This is a genomic window from Mesorhizobium loti, from assembly GCA_014189435.1.
GTDB lineage: Bacteria > Pseudomonadota > Alphaproteobacteria > Rhizobiales > Rhizobiaceae > Mesorhizobium > Mesorhizobium loti_G.
In genome coordinates, this window is the sequence record CP050293.1 from 7,157,660 (window position 1) to 7,175,906 (window position 18,247).

The window sequence follows — 18,247 nt, forward strand, 5'->3', positions numbered from 1 at the left end:
ATGGCGCCGGCAGGCCGGACGCAACCTTTCCTTAAAATCGATCCGTCAAGGTTGATGCGAGAACATGCGTTTGCGCACGGGGGTGGCACGTATCGTGATGTGGCGTGGATTGACCGGCCGAAAATCTCTTGGGTATGCAGGGTTGGCGTTGCTGGTGGCCGGCCTGGGCGGCGTGGCGGCCTCGATCCTGCTGTCGCGCCTGGAGCTCGGCTCGGATGCGCTGAAACTCTGCCTGCAGATCTCGGTGGCGGTGGCGGCGGGCGCGCTGTTCCTGGCCGCCCTGTCCACCCGTCGGATCAGCGAGGATCGCCGGCAGATCGCCGAGAGCGAGCTGCGCTTCCGCCGCGCCATGGAGGATTCGGCGATCGGTATCGTCGTTGTCGGTCTCGACGGGCGCATTCGCCAGACCAACCCGGCCTTCGCCGCCATGCTTGGCTACACGAGCGAGGAGATCGAGGCGCTGACCTTCTTCCAGATCACGCATCCAGACGATCTGCAGATCGGTCGGGAAACGATGGACGATCTGAAGGCGGGCACGGTCAATTCCTTCCACTTCGAGAAGCGATACCTCCGCAAGGACGGAACGCCCGTCTGGGCGCATCTTGCGGGTTCGGTCATTCGTGACGAGAACAGCGGCCGCCCGCTCTATCTTGTCTCGCAAATCGAGAACATCGATGCGCGCAAGCAAGCCGAGGCGCGCATCGCCGAAGCGGAAACGCGTTGGAATTTCGCCCTGGCCGGCGCCGGCCAAGGTGTCTGGGACCTCGACATGCGCAAGGGCGGCACGACCTATTCCTCGACCTGGGTCAAGATGCTGGGCTATGCGGATGGCGAGCTCGATGGCGACACCGACCGCTGGCTGACGATGATCCATCCCGACGATCGCGAGACTGTCGCCGAAGCGGATCGCGCCCATCTCGAGGGCAAGACGCCGTTCTTCGAAGCCGAGTTCAGGATGCGCCACAAGGATGGCCACTGGATGTGGTTCCTCGACCGCGGCAAGGCCATCGAGCGCGACGAGGACGGCCGGCTGATCAGGGCCATAGGCAGCCTGACCGACATCACCCTGCGCAAAGAGGCCGAAGCACACCTCACCGTGTCGGCGGCAATGCTGGCCGATGAAAAGGAGCGACTGAGGGTGACCCTGCAGTCGATCGGCGATGCCGTCATCTGCACCGATGCCGCAAACCGCGTCACCTTCATGAATCCGGTCGCCGAAAAGCTGACCGGTGTTGCCGGCAGCGAGGCTCTCGGCAAGATGCTTGGCCATGTCTACTGGGCGGTCGACGAGGAGACGGGACACCGGATCGGCGTGACCCGACCGGCGATCGGCGGTCAGGCGCCCGCAGACCAGAACAGCCGCGCCGTTCTCATCCGGCGCGACGACACGCGCTGCAGCATCCGTCAGGTCGTGTCGCCAATCATCAATGAACGGAACGAATTCTGCGGGCTGGTCATCGTTTTCCAGGACTTTACCGATGCGCGCGCGCTGCAGCGCCAGCTCGCCCACGCCGCAGCACACGATGCGCTGACCGGCCTTGCCAATCGCTCGAGCTTCATCCGCGCCATGGAGGATCTGGTTGGCCAGGCGCGCAAGGACGGTACCTCTGGCAAAGGTGCCGGACATCAGTTCATGTTCATCGATCTCGACCACTTCAAACTGGTCAACGATACGGGCGGCCACGCGGCGGGAGACGCGCTGCTGAAGCGGGTTGCCGAGGCGGTTCGCGGCGTGCTTGGTCCAGACGACATCGTTGCTCGTTTGGGCGGCGACGAATTCGCGGTCGTTCTGAAATCGGGTTCGGCAACCGGCGCCAAGATCGCCGCACGCTCCATCATCGATGCGATACGCAGCCTGGATTTCACCTGGGACGGCCGTCCGCACGTGATCGGCGCCAGCATCGGGCTGGCTGCGATCAACGCCAATTGCGGTGAAGTCGACGAGGTCATCGCCAGGGCCGATGCGGCTTGCTACGCGGCCAAGGCGGCCGGCCGTGGCTGCGTTTGCGTGGCGCCGGACGACGCGGAGATTGTGGACGGCAGGGCAGTGCCGCCCGAGCCGCTGGCTGCGGCCTCCTGATCCGGGTCTCAACCGCTGATCCGAAAGGCCTAGGTTTCCGCTGACGCGGATCTGATCAGCGCGTCGGGACGGGATGCTCGCCGCGATAGTCGTAGAAGCCGCGCCCGGTCTTGCGACCGAGCCAGCCGGCCTCGACATATTTCACCAGCAGCGGGCAAGGGCGGTACTTCGAGTCCGACAGGCCGTCATGCAGCACCTGCATGATCGACAGGCAGGTATCGAGCCCGATGAAGTCAGCCAACTGCAGCGGCCCCATCGGATGGTTGGCGCCGAGCCGCATGGCGGTGTCGATGGCATCGACCGAGCCGACGCCCTCATAGAGCGTGTAGATCGCCTCGTTGATCATCGGCAGCAGGATGCGGTTGACGATGAAGGCCGGAAAATCCTCCGAGACCGTGATCGTCTTGTCGAGCTGCTTTACGTAGGTCTTGGCGGCCTCGAAGGTCTGGTCCTCGGTGGCGATGCCGCGCACCAGCTCGACCAGCTTCATGAGTGGCACCGGGTTCATGAAATGTATGCCGATGAACCGCTCCGGCCGGTCGGTCTGCGCGGCAAGCCGCGTGATCGAGATCGACGAGGTGTTGGTCGCCAGGATGGCTTCGGGATTAAGCTGCGGACAGAGCTGGGCGTAGATCTTGCGCTTGACCGTCTCGTCCTCGGTCGCCGCCTCGATCACCAGGTCGGCGCCGGCTAGATCGGCCATCGCCGGGGCGGCCGAAATGCGGCCCATCGCGTCGTTGCGGACCTTCTCGTCGAGCTTGCCGGACCCCACCTGGCGGGCCATGTTGCCGCTGATGGTGGCGATGCCCTTCTCGATGCGGTCGGGCGATATATCGTAGATCAGCACCTTGTAGCCCGAAAGCGCGGAGACATGGGCGATGCCGCCGCCCATCTGGCCCGCGCCGATGATGCCGATCGTCTCGATCTTGCTCATTACACCGATCCCGTCCGGAGCCCTTCCGCATGAAATGCGAAAGCGCTCCACCTTTTGTTTTATCGCAATTCCGGACGCAAAACCGCTGCGCACTTTTGCTGAATTGCTTTTGGCCTTTGTGGCCTGGTTTTTGTGCAGTGCAAACTAAAAGGGCGGGGCGACTTCGTCTACCCCACCCCTCACTATTTAATACGCTTTGGCAGAAAGCGTCAAAGCGCCTTTTGCAGCTCCGGCAGAATGACGAAGAGATCGCCGACGAGGCCGTAGTCGGCAACCTGGAAGATAGGCGCCTCCTCGTCCTTGTTGATGGCGACGATGACCTTCGAATCCTTCATGCCGGCGAGGTGCTGGATGGCGCCGGAGATGCCCACCGCGATGTAGAGATCGGGGGCAACCACCTTGCCTGTCTGGCCGACCTGCCAGTCGTTCGGCGCATAGCCGGCATCGACCGCGGCGCGGGAGGCGCCGACGGCTGCACCGAGCTTGTCGGCGACCGGCAGGATGACTTCCTGGAACTTCTCCGCCGAACCCAGCGCACGACCACCCGAGATGATGATCTTGGCCGAGGTCAGCTCCGGACGGTCGGTCTCGGAAAGCTTGTTCTCGACGAAGGTGGAGAGGCCTGGATTGGCTGCCGCCTTGACGGTCTCGACCGCCGCCGAGCCGCCCTCGGGGGCTGCCTGGAAGGAGGCCGTGCGGACCGTGATCACCTTCTTGGCGTCGCTCGACTGCACCGTCTGGATGGCGTTGCCGGCATAGATCGGCCGCTTGAAGGTATCGGGCGATACGACTTCGATGATCTCGGACACTTGCGCGACGTCGAGGAGCGCTGCCACGCGCGGCGCGACATTCTTGCCCGACGAAGTCGCCGGCGCGATGATGGTGTCGTAAGCGCCGGCCAGCGACACGACCAGCGCCGCCGTCGGTTCGGCGAGGCGCTCGGCGAGTTCGTCGGCTTCGGCGAGCAGGACCTTGCTCACGCCCTTCAGCTTGGCGGCGGCATCCGCTGCCGGCTTGGCGCCCTTGCCGGCAACCAGCACATGCACGTCCGAGCCGATCTGCAAAGCGGCCGACAGCGCCTTCGCGGTCTGGTCGGAAAGCGTTGCGTTGTCGTGTTCCGCGATGAGGAGAATGGTCATTTTTCTGTTCCTTTCCCGATCGCTTACAGCACGCCGGCTTCGTTCTTGAGCTTGTCGACCAGTTCGGCCACCGACTTGACCTTGACGCCTGCCTTGCGGCCACTCGGCTCCTCGGTCTTGATGACCTTCAGCCGCGGCTTGACGTCGGCGCCGTAGTCGGCCGGGGTCTTCTCGTCGAGCTGCTTCTTCTTGGCCTTCATGATGTTGGGCAAGGAGGCATAGCGCGGCTGGTTGAGGCGAAGGTCGGCGGTGACGATCGCCGGCATCTTCAGTTCCACCGTCTGCAGGCCGCCGTCGACCTCGCGCGTCACCTTGGCCTTGTCGCCGTCGAGCACGATCTTGGAGGCGAAGGTGCCCTGCGCCCAGCCCAGCAGTGCCGCCAGCATCTGGCCGGTCTGGTTGGAGTCGTCGTCGATCGCCTGCTTGCCGAGAATGACGAGGCCGGGCTGCTCAGCGTCGACGACGCCCTTCAGCACCTTGGCGACGCCGAGCGGCTCGGTCTGTTCGTCGGTCTTGACCAGGATGGCGCGGTCGGCGCCCATGGCGAGCGCGGTGCGCAGGGTTTCTTGAGCCTGCTGCGGGCCGATCGAGACGACGATGATCTCTTCCGCCTTGCCGGCCTCCTTCAGCCGGATTGCTTCTTCGACCGCGATCTCGTCGAACGGGTTCATCGCCATCTTGACGTTGGCGAGCTCCACGGCCGAACCATCAGCCTTCACGCGAACCTTGACGTTCGCATCCACAACCCGCTTCACGGGCACAAGGATCTTCATTTGCCTGTCACCTCTTCACGCTAGTTGGGCGCGCTATAACAGCCTGCGCCCGTTCTGAGTTGTCGAAAGCCGACATTTCGGATGGAAATTCTGGTCTTCTGCCCGCCTTAGGCTGCGACGGAGACGTTTCCGTAGTTGCGGCAACCCTGCACGTCAATACGCTGCAAGCGGCTCAAATCGGTTCAGTCCGAACTGGAAGCGTTTCCTCGCCCCCAGCGCGGCGTCGCGGCGGGTGGTTCAGGCGCCAACGACTCGGCAGTGGCCTGCGGCTGGTTGGGAGCGGCGACCGCGGTATCCTCGTCAGCGCCGGCAAACAGCGGCACGCCGCGGCTGCGCAAAACGAGCACCAGAACGGCACCAGCGATGATGCCGCCGATGTGGCAGGCCCAGGAAATCTGGTCCTCGCCGCCGGCGGCAAACATCACCACCTGGAACAGCACCCACAGGATGAGCGGGATGAACGCCGGAATGCGCAACGGGATACGGGCAAAGGCCAGCACCCAGACCTTCACCCTGGGATAAAGGATCAGATAGGCGACGACCACGCCGGCGATGGCGCCCGAGGCGCCGATCAGTGGCACCTGCGAATCCCAGGCGACGAGCCCCTGGAAGGCGGCTCCGGCGACGGCGCACAACAGGTAGAAGATGAGGTAGCGGATGTGGCCCAGCGCATCCTCGACATTGTCGCCGAACACCCACAGGAACAGCATGTTGCCGCCAAGGTGGAAGATGTCGGCATGCAGGAAGGAATAGGTGAGGTAGCTCAGGCTTTCAGGGATGACGATAAAACGGGGATCAAGCTCGGCGGTGTCATGGACGACCGACGGGATGAAGCCGAGGCCAAGTACGGCGGCATTGGAGAAACTCTCGCCGCCGAGCGCGGTGGCGAGGTAGACCAGGGCGTTGACCACGATCAGCCCGATCGTCACATATTGCAGGCGGATGTGCCGCAGCCTGTTGGTGTCGTAAAGCGGGATGAACATGCCCGAGGCCCTCTTCCGCTTTCGACAATCAGCGGTTCTTGCCGGGAACCCATAGCACGTCGGCGTTTCCGTTGTCATTGACCGCCCGGGCGGCGACAAACAGGAAATCCGAGACGCGGTTGATGTATTTCAGGCCGTCGCGGTTGACGTGTTCGTTCGGATCCTGGGCCAGCGCCACCATCAGCCTTTCTGCCCGCCGGGCCACGGTGCGGGCAAGGTGAAGTGCCGCCGCCGCCGGTGTGCCGCCATTGAGCACGAAGGATTTGAGCGGCTGAAGCTCCTTGTTGATGAGGTCGATGTCCTTCTCGACCCGGTCGGTCTGCACGGCGATGATGCGGAGCGGCTCATAGCCGAGCGGCTTGCCGTCGTCGGGCACGGCGAGATCGGCGCCGAGGTCGAAAAGATCGTTCTGGATGCGGGAAAGCATGGCGTCGATCGCGGGGTGGGTCGCGGCCGTGTGGACCCGGGCGATGCCGATGCAGGCATTGGCCTCGTCGACCGTGCCGTAGGCGTCCACCCGCAGATCGGATTTCAGCCGCCGTTCGCCGGTGCCAAGCCCCGTGGTGCCGTCATCGCCGGTGCGGGTGTAGATCTTGTTGAGCTTGACCATTCGCTTCCCCGGCTGCCGATATCCTCACTTGCGGGTGAAATACACCGCCAGCAGGATCAGCACCAGCGCCACCGCCTGCAGCATGACGCGCGCCTGCATCAGCTTGTTGGAGGTGACGCCGGAGCCGCCGCGCATCATGTTGATGAGGCCGCGAACAAGAACGATCACCACGGCGACCATGACCAGAATGGCGAGGATGTTGAAGACGGTTGCCATGGTGTGTTCCCAGTTCGGTTGTTTCAGGCGCGTTTGGCAAGGATGCGATAGAGCATCGATGCCGGCAGGATGCGTTTGAGCACCGCACCGATCCTGGCCGGCACTGTTACCACATAGTGCGGGCGCGGGCGCCGCGACAGAAGTGCATGGCGTAGCGCCGCGTGAACCACTTCCGGCCCCGGCTTCAAGGCCGATTGGCTGCCGCCGGCCCGCAGCCGCTCGAGTTGCGCGGCATAGTCCACGCGGTGCACGGAATTCTCGTGGTCGATGTTCCTGAGAAACCAAATGAGGCCGTTGCTGGCGATCCTTGACTTCACCGGTCCCGGCTCGATCAGCGAAACATGGACGCCGCTGCCGGCCAGTTCCTGGCGCTGGCAGAGCATCAGGGCCTCCAGGGCGTGCTTCGACGCCGAATAGGCGCCGCGAAAACGCACTGGCGTCAGGCCGAGGATCGACGAGCAGTGGACCATGCGGCCGTGACCCTGGCGGCGCATCACCGGCACGAGCCGGCGGGTCAGGTCATGCCAGCCGAAGAAATTCGCCTCGAACTGCTCCTTGAGCGCTGCAACGGGCAGATCCTCGACGGCGCCCGGCTGCGCATAGGCGCCATTGTTGAACAGGGCGTCGAGCCGGCCGCCGGTGCGGTCGAGCACAGCCGCCACCAGCGCGGCGATGGAGTCCGGCTCGCAATAATCGAGATAGAAGGCCTCGATACCGTCGGCTTCGAGCGCGGCGATGTCCTGCGGCTTGCGTGCCGTCGCGAACACCCGCCAGCCTTCCGCCTTCAACGCACGGGCGCAGTACGCGCCTATCCCCGAAGATGCGCCGGTGACGAGGATCGAGCGCAATTCCTGCGCCGGACTGTTCGTGGTTTCGCCAAGGGTTGCCATTTGCCGCAATCCCTTCCCATATTCCCGGCGTGGAGACAATTGGAGGGCGCGGTCCTTGATGCGGAAGATCGTAGCCCTCAAGCGGGTTCTCTACGACGCGCTTGGCCATTTCAACACCGATGACGGCTGGGCGATGGCCAGCCATCTGGCGATCACCTCGCTGATGGCGCTGTTCCCGTTCCTGATCTTTGCCACGACGCTGGCGAGCTTCCTCGGCGCGCAGGCGTTTTCCGACACGGCCGTGCACCTGGTCTTCGACACCTGGCCCGAACAGATCGCCAAGCCGATTGCGCGCGAGGTGCTCAATGTGCTGACCGTCAGGCGCACAGACCTTTTGACCTACGGCGTGGTGCTTGCGGCTTATTTTGCCTCGAACGGCATCGAGGCGCTGCGCACGTCGCTCAACCGCGCCTATCGCGTCTCGGAGACGCGCGGCATCATCTACCGCCGGGTGCAGAGCATCATCTTCGTTCTCATCGCCACCGCCGGCTTCCTGGCGATCAGCGTGCTCCTGGTGTTCGCGCCGCTGCTGGCGCGGCTCGCCGAAGCCCATATCGACTGGATCAAGCCCTATATGGGCACGATCACGCTGTGGCGTTATGTCATCGCCTCGGCGGTCATTGTCGGCGGATTGTTCGCCGTGCATTTCTGGCTGCCGGCAGGCAAGCGCCGCTTCGTCTCGCTGGTGCCGGGCATCATCTTCACGCTGGCGGCATGGCTTATCGGTTCGACCATCTTCGCCACCTATCTCGACCACTTCTCGTCCTATGTGACGACCTATGCCGGCCTGGCTTCGATCATGATCGCCGTGGTCTTCCTCTACATGGTCTCGGCGATCTTCATCCTCGGTGGCGAGCTCAATGCCGCGATCAGCCGCTATCTGGAGGCCCGCGCCCGGGTAGGATGAGCGGATGCCGGGCAGATAGGGAAGAGGAATTGAAGAACTGGAGAATTGAGGAATTGAGGCCCCCGAATTCTTCAATTCCTCAATTCTTCAATTCCTCTGTTCGGCCTCGCCGTTGCCAGGCCAACGCCGAATGTCGTGATGGCCATGCCGACAATCTGCAGCGCATTGAGCTGCTCGTCGAACAAGGCCCAGGCGATAATGGCCGTCACCGCCGGCACCAGGTAGAACAGCGAGGCCACTTTCGACATTTCGCCGTCGCGGATCATCACCATCAGCAGGAAGATGGCGCCGAGCGACAGCACCAGCACCAGCCAGGCCATGGCGAAGATCAGTTCGCCGTTGATGACGACCGTGTGCGTTTCGAAGGCCAGCGCGGCCAGGATCATCACAGCCGCGCCGCCGACATATTGCCACATGGTCGCGGCGACGAGGTCGCCGCCGGAAGCGAAGCGCTTCTGCCAGATGGTGCCGGCGCTCATGCCGAGCACCGAGACCAGCGAGGCAGTGAGCGTCGCCGCGGTCACGCCGCCGCCGAGCGCGCCGAGCTTGGGCCACAGCACGATGACGATGCCGATGAGGCCGATGCCAAGACCAAGCCAGTGACGCGGCAGGATCGCCTCGCCAAGAAACTTGCCGGCAAGCACCGCCGTGATCAGCGGCTGCAGGCCGACGATCAGGGCCGAAAAGCCGGCCGGCATACCCCTGTGGATGGCCCAGAAGACGGCGCCGAGATAGACGCCGTGCATCAGGATGCCGGCGCCGGTGGCATGCAGCGCCTCCTCGCGGGTGGCTCGTTTCGAGCCCAGCACAAGCATCAGGACAGCCAGCAGGATGGCGGCGATGACGAACCGTGCGGCGAGAAAGGTGAACGGCTCCGCCCATGGCATGGCGTAGCGCGCGCCGATGAAGCCGGTCGCCCACAAGACGACGAAGGTGGCGGGAATGAACCGCTTGATGCTGTGCATGTTCCGGAGACCGCCGCGCTGGAGGGAGTTGATCGTGGCGCTGCTCTACTGCGCTTCAACCCGGCGCGCAAAATGAAACCGTTGATCCATACATCACCGGAATTCAACGGTCGGCGCATTTGGCAGGCGGTTTCCCTGATCTCGCCGGGCTCAAAGCCCGACCATCCGCCTGACGTCATCCGGTGATGCACCGGCATCGCACAAGGCGGTGAGGCCGGTGTCGCCGAGACTCTTGGACAGCTTTCGTCCGTCGGGCCCGAGGATGAGACGATGATGGAAATAGGCCGGTTGCGGCAGTCCGAGGAGCTCCTGAAGCAGGCGCTGCACGCCGGTGGCGGAAAACAGATCCTGCCCGCGCACGACATGGCTGACGCCTTGCAGCGCATCGTCCATAACGACCGCGAGGTGGTAGCTGGTCGGGATGTCGCGGCGCGCGATGATCACGTCGCCCCAGTCCCGTGGACGGGCTTCGACCGATCGGGTCGCGGAAAGGCTCTCGTCGACGAATTCGCTCCATGACAGGTCCTTGCCGACACGCGCCATGGCGGCATCGACATCCAGCCGCCAGGCGAAGGGCGCATTCTCGGAGATCCGCCGCTTGCGTTCCTTGGCCGGCAGCGCCTTGTCGGCTGCGGGGTAGAGCGGCACGCCGTCGGGATCGCGCGGCCAGTCGCGCCCGCGCCCTTCACTGTCGGTGATGAAAGCGCGGATTTCGCCACGGCTCATGAAGGCGGGATAGACGAGCTCTTCCGCGATCAGCCGCTCGAGCACCAGCTGGTATTCGGCGAAATGCTCGGACTGGCGGCGCACCGGCTCTTCCCAGCCAAGCCCCAGCCATTTCAGGTCGGCAAGCACGCCGGCCTCGAATTGCGGCGTGCAGCGCGTCGTGTCGATATCCTCGATGCGCAGCAGCAGGCGGCCGTCTGCCTGTGTCGCCAGCTTCCGGTTGAGCAGCGCCGAATAGGCGTGGCCGAGATGCAGGTCGCCGTTGGGGCTGGGGGCGAAGCGGAATGTCAGGAGTGTCATCTCTGAGGCGGCAATCATGTTTTGCGGCGCTTCGCCAATTGCTACCCTGTCGACAGTCAAGGAACAAGAAAGCATGCAGCGTATCGTGACATCAGACGACATTGCCCGAGGGCTCGATGCGCTTTGCGTGATCGACCCGCGCCTGGAAAAGGTGCGCGGCATGGCCGGCGAAGTGCCGCTGCGGCTGTCCGAGCCGGGGTTCAGGAGCCTGGCGTCGATCGTCGTTTCACAGCAAGTGTCCCGCGCCAGCGCCGATGCCATCTTCGGTCGGCTGACCAAGCTCGTCGATCCTTTGACGCCGCAGGCGATCCTTGGCGCCGGCGAAGACATGTTTCGCGAGGCCGGCCTGTCACGGCCGAAGCAGCGCGGCCTGATCGCAATTGCCCAGGCCGTGGTCGACGGGCTCGACCTGCATCACCTCTGTTCGCTCGATGCCCAGGAGGCGATCACGACGATGACTGCGGTGCCTGGCATCGGTCCATGGACGGCGGAAGTGTACCTTCTGTTCGCCGCCGGACACCCCGACATCTTCCCCGCGCGAGACGTCGCCTTACAGAGCGCGGTCGGTCACGCGCTCGGCATCGAGCCGCGTCCACCCGAGAAAACACTGATCGCCTTGGCCGAATCATGGAGCCCGTGGCGAGGTGTCGCATCACGGCTTTTCTGGTCCTATTATCGCGAAACTAGAGGGCGGGACGCCGCGCCGCCGGCCTGAATCCGCAAAAAAGCATAAAAATCATGTATTTTTGGCGCTTCGGCGGCGCGACAATCTGCTTCACATCCCTGTCATGTCGGGCTTACAGTATCCGCGCCGTTCGGGTCTAGAACCAAGGAGGTAAACACGTGACGGTCGCCGTATCTCCGGATGGGCTTCCAGCACTGGTGCTGAATGCGGATTACCGTCCGCTCAGCTATTACCCCCTGTCGCTCTGGTCGTGGCAGGACGCCATCAAGGCGGTGTTCCTCGACCGCGTGAACATCGTCGCCGAATACGAGCACGCCGTCTCCTCGCCGACCTTCTCGATGAAGCTGCCGAGCGTGGTCAGCCTGAAGGCCTATGTGAAGCCGTCCAGGCATCCGGCCTTCACCCGTTTCAACGTCTTCCTGCGCGACCGCTTCCAGTGCCAGTATTGCGGCACGCCGGAGGACCTGACCTTCGACCATGTCATCCCCCGCCACCGCGGCGGTGCGACGACATGGGAGAATGTCGTTGCCGCCTGCTCGCCCTGCAACCTCAGGAAGGGCGGCATGATGCCGGCGCATGCCAAGATGTGGCCGCTGCAGAAGCCTTTCCAGCCGACGGTGCATGATCTGCACAACAACGGCCGCCTGTTCCCGCCCAACCATCTGCACGAAAGCTGGATGGATTATCTGTACTGGGATGTCGAACTCGAACCCTGAGATCGTCCGAGAATTCGGGAGGCTGGCCGTCTGGAGCGATTGTCTGCGCTTCCGATGCTCACATGCCTGCCAGACCATGATAATCTTACACTCCCCCGATATCGGACCAGCTCGGTCGCGCTCACTTACCAGTGGCTTCGCGCTTAAGGACCGGTTTCCCCCACTCCGTCGCTGCTTCGCAGCGCCACCTCTCCCCTCCGGAGGGAGAGGAAGGGAGCCTGTTGGAGAAGCGCTGGCTACAACAAGCTCGCGCCCTTCCTCTACCCCGTCGATCGGGGAGAGGTGGCTCGGCGAAGCCGAGACGGAGTGGGGGTCGACCTGGCTCGGACGTCGAAAGCCGCGCCATCCGACTCAGCCTGCCGAACTTTTTGCCCGAACTCTGCGTCGCGCCGTTCAATCGAATTGGCTTAGTCGCGGGTGAGGGCGCCGCGGAAGGCGACTGCGGCAAGGACAAGGCTGGCGATGGCGTTCCAGCCGGCCAGCGATAGGCCGAGGATGCGCAGCGCGGCCTTGTCGCAGGATGGCGGCACGAATTTATCGAGCGCGTCGAGCACGCCCTTGCCGCCAGTGTCGACCGGTCCGGCACCCGCGGTGCAGTCGGTCGGGCCGGCCCACCACTGCCATTCGACACCGGAGTGGTAGACGCCGAGATAGAGGCCGTAGAGCATCAAGAGGCCGCCGACGGCCAGCAGGCCGCGCGTCAGCCAGCTAGGCGCGTGCAGCATCGATGCAATCACCGCCAGCACCATCAGCGGCACGCCGATATAGTAGGGCGTGCGCTGTTCGAGGCAGAGGTGGCAAGGGATGTAGCCGCCGAGATACTGGAAACCGAGCGCCGAGCCGACGGTCGCGGCCATGGCGACGGCGAGAAACAGGGCCGTGCGTGTCCGCTGGCGTCCGGTGTCGGCATTCATGGTCGCTGTCATTTCAATCGGCTCCGTCCGGCTTGCCAGGGCTGTGTTCAGAACGCGTATTTGACGACGATATAGAGCAAAATCAGGGCAGCCGCGGCGGCGCCGGCGATCAGGCCGAGGCGCTTTTCGATGAATTCGCGGATCGGCTCGCCATAGCGGCGTAGCAGCCAGGCGAGCAGCAGGAAGCGGCCGCCGCGCGCCACGATCGCCAGCACGATGAACAGCAGCAAATTGACGCCGATAACGCCGGACAGGATCGTCACTACCTTGATAGGCGGCAGATGGGCAGCGCCCGACGTGATCAGCATCAGGATGATGAAACCGACGCCCGACGAGGTGCGCAGGGCTTCGAACTCGTCATATTTGCCGTAGAATTCCAGGATCGGCCTCGCCACCGCGTCATAGGCGTAGTGGCCGATGAACCAGCCGGCGATGCCGCCCAGCACCGAGGCGACGGTGGCGATCAGCGCATAGCGGTAAGCGCGATCCGGCCGCGACAGCGCCATCGGCAGATAGAGCACGTCGGCCGGCACCAGGAACACCGAGCTTTCGACGAAAGCGATGAAGGCCAGCCACCATTCGGCGGATTTGCGCGCTGCCAGCGACAAGGTCCAGTCGTAAAGTCCGCGAAGCATCGGCACTCCTAATGCATGTCGCCCAAAAATGCGCAGCGGTTTCGGGACAAAACAAAGACCCAAAGCGCGCGCCATCCATCCAGTCAGACGCGCAGCACTTGATGCGCCGCCTGTCTAGAAAGATTTTCCGCGCTGCACAATGGCAGCCTCGTCACGAAATCGAAAGGCGCAGTTTGGTCGCATCCCGGGCCGGCAACAATTGGCCAGTTGACGAACAGGCCTCCAACCGTATAGTCCCGCGCCATCCAGGCCGCCCGGCCTGAGCCCCTATGGCGGAATTGGTAGACGCGCTCGACTCAAAATCGAGTTCCGCAAGGAGTGCTGGTTCGATTCCGGCTAGGGGCACCATTTACCTACTTCGGCCTTCAGACGAGGGGGCGGCGTCACGCCGATCACCAACACGTCCGCCAGCTCGACGTCATGGCCACCTGCCTGCCGATATGCCTCAGCAACGCGATCAAGACGCTTTGCGCGTCACAGTGGCGTCGCCGTCGTTGGCCGCGCTAAGCTCGCCGGTTGCCAGCAATTCGTCGAATGCCCGTTCGAGATCGGCACCGTCATCCGCTGCCGGTCCGCTGTGCCGGTCCTGGGGGGTTAGCGTTTCCAGCCTATGGTGAAGCTCGCGGTTCTCATCGCGGCAACGGGCATGCGCGCGTTCGTCGGTCACGCCGCGCAAGCGGAGATCGGCGAGTTGAACCTTCATCGCGGCACAGTCCCTGCGCGCCGCGTCGCGCTCCTCGCGTAACTTCGCGGTCTCGGCTTCCGGGCGCCAATGCTCGGGCATGTCCTCGGCACGTTGCCCGAATTGGCCCGGCGCTGCGTGGACCACGGCTTGATCGACAAGCAGAGCGGTGGCGCGGCGCTGGAGCGAGCGCAACTCCCTTTCGAGTCCCGCGGCCCGCTCCTGCGCGGCGGCGGCGCAGTCGTCGAGAACGCCGCGCTCATGCTCGACCGTGGACAGCCGCGCGTGCAAGTCTTGCTGCACCGCCATCTGCCGTGACAGTTTCCCGGTCAGTTGCTCGTTAAGGAGTTTGTACTCCGCGACCTTGGAATGAAGCAGCATGGCGGCCTGTTCCAAGCCGGAGAGCCGCGATGCAACGTCCTCACGCGCCTGCTCGGCGGCATGCCGGGCCATGGTCTCATTGCGAAGCTGCTCCGAGATCCGCGCCAGGTTGCGTCCCAGACGCTCGACCTCGACATTCGCCTCGAGGAACCGCGTTGCGCGCTGGTCGGCATGCCTGTCGGCCCGCGCAATGGCCTGTCGGGCTCTGTCGAGTTCGACCTGCAGGTCGGCGATGGTCGCGCTCGCGATCGATAGCTCGCGCGATTTTCGCTCAAGCTCTTTCGAGCCGCGATCGTGCAAGAGTTCGAGCTTCGCCACCTCCTCTTGCAAATTCCATTTCTCGGTATCGAGAGCGTCGGCATGGCGCGTTTGCGCATCGAGCCTGGCAAAATAGTCCTGCACGAAGGACCATGCATGACGCGACAATTCCAGCCCTTCCGCTACGCCTTTCAGATGAGCGGCCAAGTCGTCGTCGGTATGCAGACTCAACGGATGGCTGGACAAGGGGGAGGAACCGCGCCTGGACTGGGTCCGACTTGAGCCGGTCTCGGTCGAACCAAGGGGAGCCGGCGTGTCTGGCCGGGCCAATCTGGTGGGCTCATCTTCGAAGAGAGGCGAAGCCTGATGCGTGGCGGCTCGAATGCTTTGGATCAGGTCTTCAAACGGATCGTTGTCGCCCTTTTGGACAACGGCGCTGCCGTCTGCACTGATGTGCCGGGCGCCGTTGGCCTCATGGTTCAGCGACATTTTTCTCTCATCGCTACCGAATCACTAGATTGTCGAGGATTATGGACAATATTGCGAGCCGGTTTGGCCGGCATTCACCGAAAATTTCTGCAAGAAATCTCGTTTTTTATGAGAAAATGGCGATATTGGCGTTTGTTTGCTGGGCTATCGAAGTAAATCCCTGGTCACTTCTATCAAATCTTGTAGTGAAAAATGCCATTCTCGCAGAATCGCACCTCGTCAGCCTCACCGCCGCCCCAACAAGCTCTTCATGCGGTTGCGCAGCAGGCGGGCCATGTTGCGGGTTTCGCGGTAGAGGTGCAACTGTGAGGCGGCCTGGCGGGTGAGGCGGTCGGCGTCCGGCGTCAGCCCGATCACCAGCGTGCCCATCGGTTTGCGCTCGGCCCACAGCCGGCTCATCACCGGATGGTCGGGCACCGCGCAGGAATCGGTCATCATGATGTTGGGATCGTCGAGATGCTGCCTGGTCACCTCGATCATCAGCAGCGTGCCCGGCGAATAGCTGGCCAGGGTCTCGTCATAGGCCGTCTTCCAGGTGTAGGCGACGCCGGCTTCGACGAAGACGATCAGGCAGGCGATGGTGCGGCCGTCGAGCGTCAGCGAATGGATGCGGCACATGTCCTGCTCGGCCAGCCGGTGCACGGCTTCGCGGGCGAAGGCGGCGCGGAAGCGGTCGATGGCCATGGCGGTGCGTTCGCGGCCCTTCCAGCCGGCCGCTTCCAGCGTCAGGAAGCCTTCGATGGCATGGCGGATGTCTTCAGGCCCGCGCGCCACGACATGCTCGAGCTTGCCAAGGTCGCCAAGGCGCCGCTTCAGGCGGCGGAACTCGCGATAATGGTGCGAGCGCAGCGAGGCCTTCAGATAATCATCTCCATCGAGCTCGCTCTCCAACGCCGGGCGCTGGGTCTGGCCGGTGGTGACCAGCATCAGGCCGCGCGTCTCGGCCACGGTGGCAAGCAGGCTCGCTACCGGGCCATCGAGCCGGACGTCGGCCAGGACGAACACTTTCGGCAGCTTGAGGTGCGGGCGCGACAACATCGAGAAGAAGTCCTCGACGACACCGACCGGGTCGTCGCGATCGACCAGCGGCGTGCCGAGCGGACCGAACGGGCTCGACCATGTGCGCATGACCGGCACGCCGAGCGGCACCACGGGCCGTTCCACCGAGAACGGCACCAGCAAACGAAGCCGGTTGCGGTATTCGTCGCCGTCGCGGATGACCGCCAGCCGCACCTCTCGATCCTCCAGCCGCGGCATGGCGGGCGCCAGGAAACGCGGGTTGAAGAACACGTTGGGCTCGACCGTGCGAGCGCAGAGATAATCCAGTTCCTCGACCAGGTCGAAGCCGGCCGATGCCGGATAGATGGCAAGCTTGCGCTCGGGCCGGTTGTTGGCGAGGATTTCTATGTGGGCGGGATCGGCGTCGCGGGTCAGCCCGGCAAGGCCGGACACCATGGCGCCGGCGGTGCCACCGCTGGTTTCCTCAAGCAACGGGATGGCAGCCATCACGCGGCTCCTTTCGCAGGCACGAAGATGAGCATGACGATGCCGAGCTTGCGCCACACCGTGAAGGACAGCGCGCCGGCTTCGAAGATCATGGCAAAGGCGGTGGCCATGGCCGCGCCCCACAGGCCGAACATCGGGATCAACACCACGTTGAGCGCGATGTTGAAGGCCAGCGTCATGGCATAGACGGCGGCGCAGATGTTCTGGTTGCCGCTCATCGTCAGCAGGCTTTCGCAGGGGCCGACGGCGGCGCGCGCCACGACGCCGAAGACGAGCAGGAACAGCAAGGGATAGCCGCTGCTGAATTCAGGCCCGAACAGCACCAGCATCGGCTCGCCGAGCGCCAGCACCAGCAGCGCCATCAAGAGCGATGGCCAGAACGTCCACGACACCGTCTCGCGGGCAAAGGCGGCGAGCCTTTGCGGGTCGCCATGGGTGAACTGCGCATAGCGCTGGGCGACGCCGGCCTTGACGGCGAAGTAGACGAAATGCACCAGCGCCAGTGTCTTCACCGTGGCGAAATAGACGGCGACGTCGTTGGGATCCATATAGGCGCCGACCATCAGCACGTCGGCATTGGTGAGCAGGAAGAAGAAGCTTTCGACCAGGAAGATCGGCAGCGAGACGATGAACCACTGCCCGAAATGCACTTTCATCGGCCCAGCCGGAATCTGCCTTTCCATGCGCTGGGTGACGCCGATGAGCTGACCAAGCGTGGTGACGTAGGTGGCGGCGATCGAGGCGAAGATGGCGGTCCTGGCATCGGGGGCGTAGCCCGCGACAAGCATCAGCGCCATGAACAGCAGGATCAGGATGGGCCGCACGAGATAGGTCGGCGACAGGGCAAACAGCGCCCAGCTGTTGGCACGCGCCAGTCCCGACAGAAGGTCGGACATGGCAATCATCGGCAGGCAGATGACGCCGAGGATGAACGGGATCACATAGTAGTTTTCGATCCAGGGCGCCGCCAGCCAGACGCCGAGCGCGCCGAGCCCGGCGATGAGCGTGGAGGCGATCAGCACGAACAGACGGCTGGCCAGCACGATGCCGCGCAGTTCGTCCATCAGGCCGCGCTCGCGGTATTCGGGAATGAAGCGGATGACCGAGGTGTGGAAGCCGAGGCAGGCGAGGTTGCCGACGATGACCATCGTCACCCAGACGAGGACGAAGATGCCGTATTCGAACGAGCCCATCCAGCGTGCCATCAGCACCTGGCTGATAAACGCGATGACGGCGCTGACGATGCGGATGGAGAAGGCGATGACCGACATGCGGCCGGCCTCGCCGCGCTCGTCGGCGGTGAACAGCACGGCGTCGATACGGCCAAGCAACGGCTCCATGCGCAGCGCCAAGCGCTGCGGCAGGAACCGCCCGGCTGTCGTGGCCGCGGAAAAGCGCACCCCGATTTCTCTCCGTTTTCCGCCTCTTTTCAGAGTTCTGTGTAGCGGAGACACATTA

At 63.8% G+C, this 18,247-nt stretch carries 18 protein-coding genes and 1 tRNA gene; 5 read left to right on the top strand and 14 right to left on the bottom strand.

Annotated elements, in window-relative coordinates:
• Nucleotides 1-97 precede the first annotated feature (97 nt).
• The gene (locus HB777_34460) at nt 98-2,080 is read left to right on the top strand and encodes a PAS domain S-box protein (protein ID QND69011.1); all 1,983 of its coding nucleotides are present in this window, start codon (nt 98-100) and stop codon (nt 2,078-2,080) included.
• A 55-nt stretch (nt 2,081-2,135) separates the two neighbouring features.
• Here the strand turns inward: HB777_34460 and HB777_34465 are convergent, their stop codons facing one another.
• From HB777_34465 to HB777_34495, 7 genes are all read right to left on the bottom strand, one after another.
• A complete protein-coding gene (locus HB777_34465; protein ID QND68546.1) occupies nt 2,136-3,014 on the bottom strand; it encodes a 3-hydroxybutyryl-CoA dehydrogenase in 879 nt (292 codons plus the stop codon).
• A gap of 209 nt (nt 3,015-3,223) precedes the next feature.
• Nucleotides 3,224-4,153, bottom strand: a complete 930-nt coding sequence (locus HB777_34470; GenBank protein QND68547.1) for an electron transfer flavoprotein subunit alpha/FixB family protein — start codon at nt 4,151-4,153, stop codon at nt 3,224-3,226.
• A 23-nt stretch (nt 4,154-4,176) separates the two neighbouring features.
• The gene (locus HB777_34475; GenBank protein QND68548.1) at nt 4,177-4,926 is read right to left on the bottom strand and encodes an electron transfer flavoprotein subunit beta/FixA family protein; all 750 of its coding nucleotides are present in this window, start codon (nt 4,924-4,926) and stop codon (nt 4,177-4,179) included.
• A gap of 182 nt (nt 4,927-5,108) precedes the next feature.
• Nucleotides 5,109-5,909, bottom strand: coding sequence for a rhomboid family intramembrane serine protease (locus tag HB777_34480; protein ID QND68549.1), 801 nt, complete (start codon nt 5,907-5,909; stop codon nt 5,109-5,111).
• 28 nt (nt 5,910-5,937) lie between these two features.
• On the bottom strand, nt 5,938-6,519 hold the full coding sequence (locus HB777_34485; GenBank protein ID QND68550.1) for a cob(I)yrinic acid a,c-diamide adenosyltransferase: 582 nt from the start codon (nt 6,517-6,519) through the stop codon (nt 5,938-5,940).
• A gap of 24 nt (nt 6,520-6,543) precedes the next feature.
• Nucleotides 6,544-6,735, bottom strand: coding sequence for a twin transmembrane helix small protein (locus HB777_34490; protein QND68551.1), 192 nt, complete (start codon nt 6,733-6,735; stop codon nt 6,544-6,546).
• Between the two features lie 23 nt (nt 6,736-6,758).
• The gene (locus HB777_34495) at nt 6,759-7,625 is read right to left on the bottom strand and encodes an SDR family oxidoreductase (GenBank protein ID QND68552.1); all 867 of its coding nucleotides are present in this window, start codon (nt 7,623-7,625) and stop codon (nt 6,759-6,761) included.
• Nucleotides 7,626-7,680: 55 nt separating this feature from the next.
• On the opposite strand from HB777_34495, the gene HB777_34500 reads away from it, so the two are divergent.
• Entirely contained in the window at nt 7,681-8,532 is an 852-nt protein-coding gene (locus HB777_34500) for a YihY/virulence factor BrkB family protein (protein QND68553.1), read from the top strand.
• A gap of 71 nt (nt 8,533-8,603) precedes the next feature.
• Here HB777_34500 and HB777_34505 read toward each other — a convergent pair whose 3' ends face one another.
• The gene (locus tag HB777_34505; protein ID QND68554.1) at nt 8,604-9,497 is read right to left on the bottom strand and encodes a DMT family transporter; all 894 of its coding nucleotides are present in this window, start codon (nt 9,495-9,497) and stop codon (nt 8,604-8,606) included.
• 150 nt (nt 9,498-9,647) lie between these two features.
• Nucleotides 9,648-10,523, bottom strand: coding sequence for a tRNA glutamyl-Q(34) synthetase GluQRS (locus tag HB777_34510; protein QND68555.1), 876 nt, complete (start codon nt 10,521-10,523; stop codon nt 9,648-9,650).
• A gap of 73 nt (nt 10,524-10,596) precedes the next feature.
• Between HB777_34510 and HB777_34515 the strand changes: the two genes are divergently transcribed.
• Complete coding sequence (locus HB777_34515; protein QND68556.1) at nt 10,597-11,238, top strand: DNA-3-methyladenine glycosylase 2 family protein; 642 nt, start codon at nt 10,597-10,599, stop codon at nt 11,236-11,238.
• A 128-nt stretch (nt 11,239-11,366) separates the two neighbouring features.
• Nucleotides 11,367-11,924 (top strand): HNH endonuclease, encoded by a 558-nt coding sequence (locus HB777_34520; GenBank protein ID QND68557.1) that lies wholly within the window; start codon nt 11,367-11,369, stop codon nt 11,922-11,924.
• 407 nt (nt 11,925-12,331) lie between these two features.
• On the opposite strand, the gene HB777_34525 is transcribed toward HB777_34520, so the two are convergent.
• Nucleotides 12,332-12,850 (bottom strand): disulfide bond formation protein B, encoded by a 519-nt coding sequence (locus HB777_34525; GenBank protein QND68558.1) that lies wholly within the window; start codon nt 12,848-12,850, stop codon nt 12,332-12,334.
• Between the two features lie 35 nt (nt 12,851-12,885).
• Nucleotides 12,886-13,473, bottom strand: a complete 588-nt coding sequence (locus HB777_34530; protein ID QND68559.1) for a DedA family protein — start codon at nt 13,471-13,473, stop codon at nt 12,886-12,888.
• Between the two features lie 263 nt (nt 13,474-13,736).
• Between HB777_34530 and HB777_34535 the strand changes: the two genes are divergently transcribed.
• A tRNA-Leu gene (locus HB777_34535) sits at nt 13,737-13,821 on the top strand.
• Between the two features lie 109 nt (nt 13,822-13,930).
• On the opposite strand, the gene HB777_34540 is transcribed toward HB777_34535, so the two are convergent.
• The 3 genes from HB777_34540 to HB777_34550 form a co-directional block, all read right to left on the bottom strand.
• Entirely contained in the window at nt 13,931-15,283 is a 1,353-nt protein-coding gene (locus tag HB777_34540) for a hypothetical protein (GenBank protein ID QND68560.1), read from the bottom strand.
• 225 nt (nt 15,284-15,508) lie between these two features.
• Nucleotides 15,509-16,789, bottom strand: coding sequence for a GNAT family N-acetyltransferase (locus HB777_34545; GenBank protein ID QND68561.1), 1,281 nt, complete (start codon nt 16,787-16,789; stop codon nt 15,509-15,511).
• Nucleotides 16,789-18,189 (bottom strand): lipopolysaccharide biosynthesis protein, encoded by a 1,401-nt coding sequence (locus HB777_34550; GenBank protein QND68562.1) that lies wholly within the window; start codon nt 18,187-18,189, stop codon nt 16,789-16,791. Before HB777_34550 ends, HB777_34545 begins: the two co-directional genes overlap by 1 nt.
• Nucleotides 18,190-18,247: the final 58 nt, after the last annotated feature.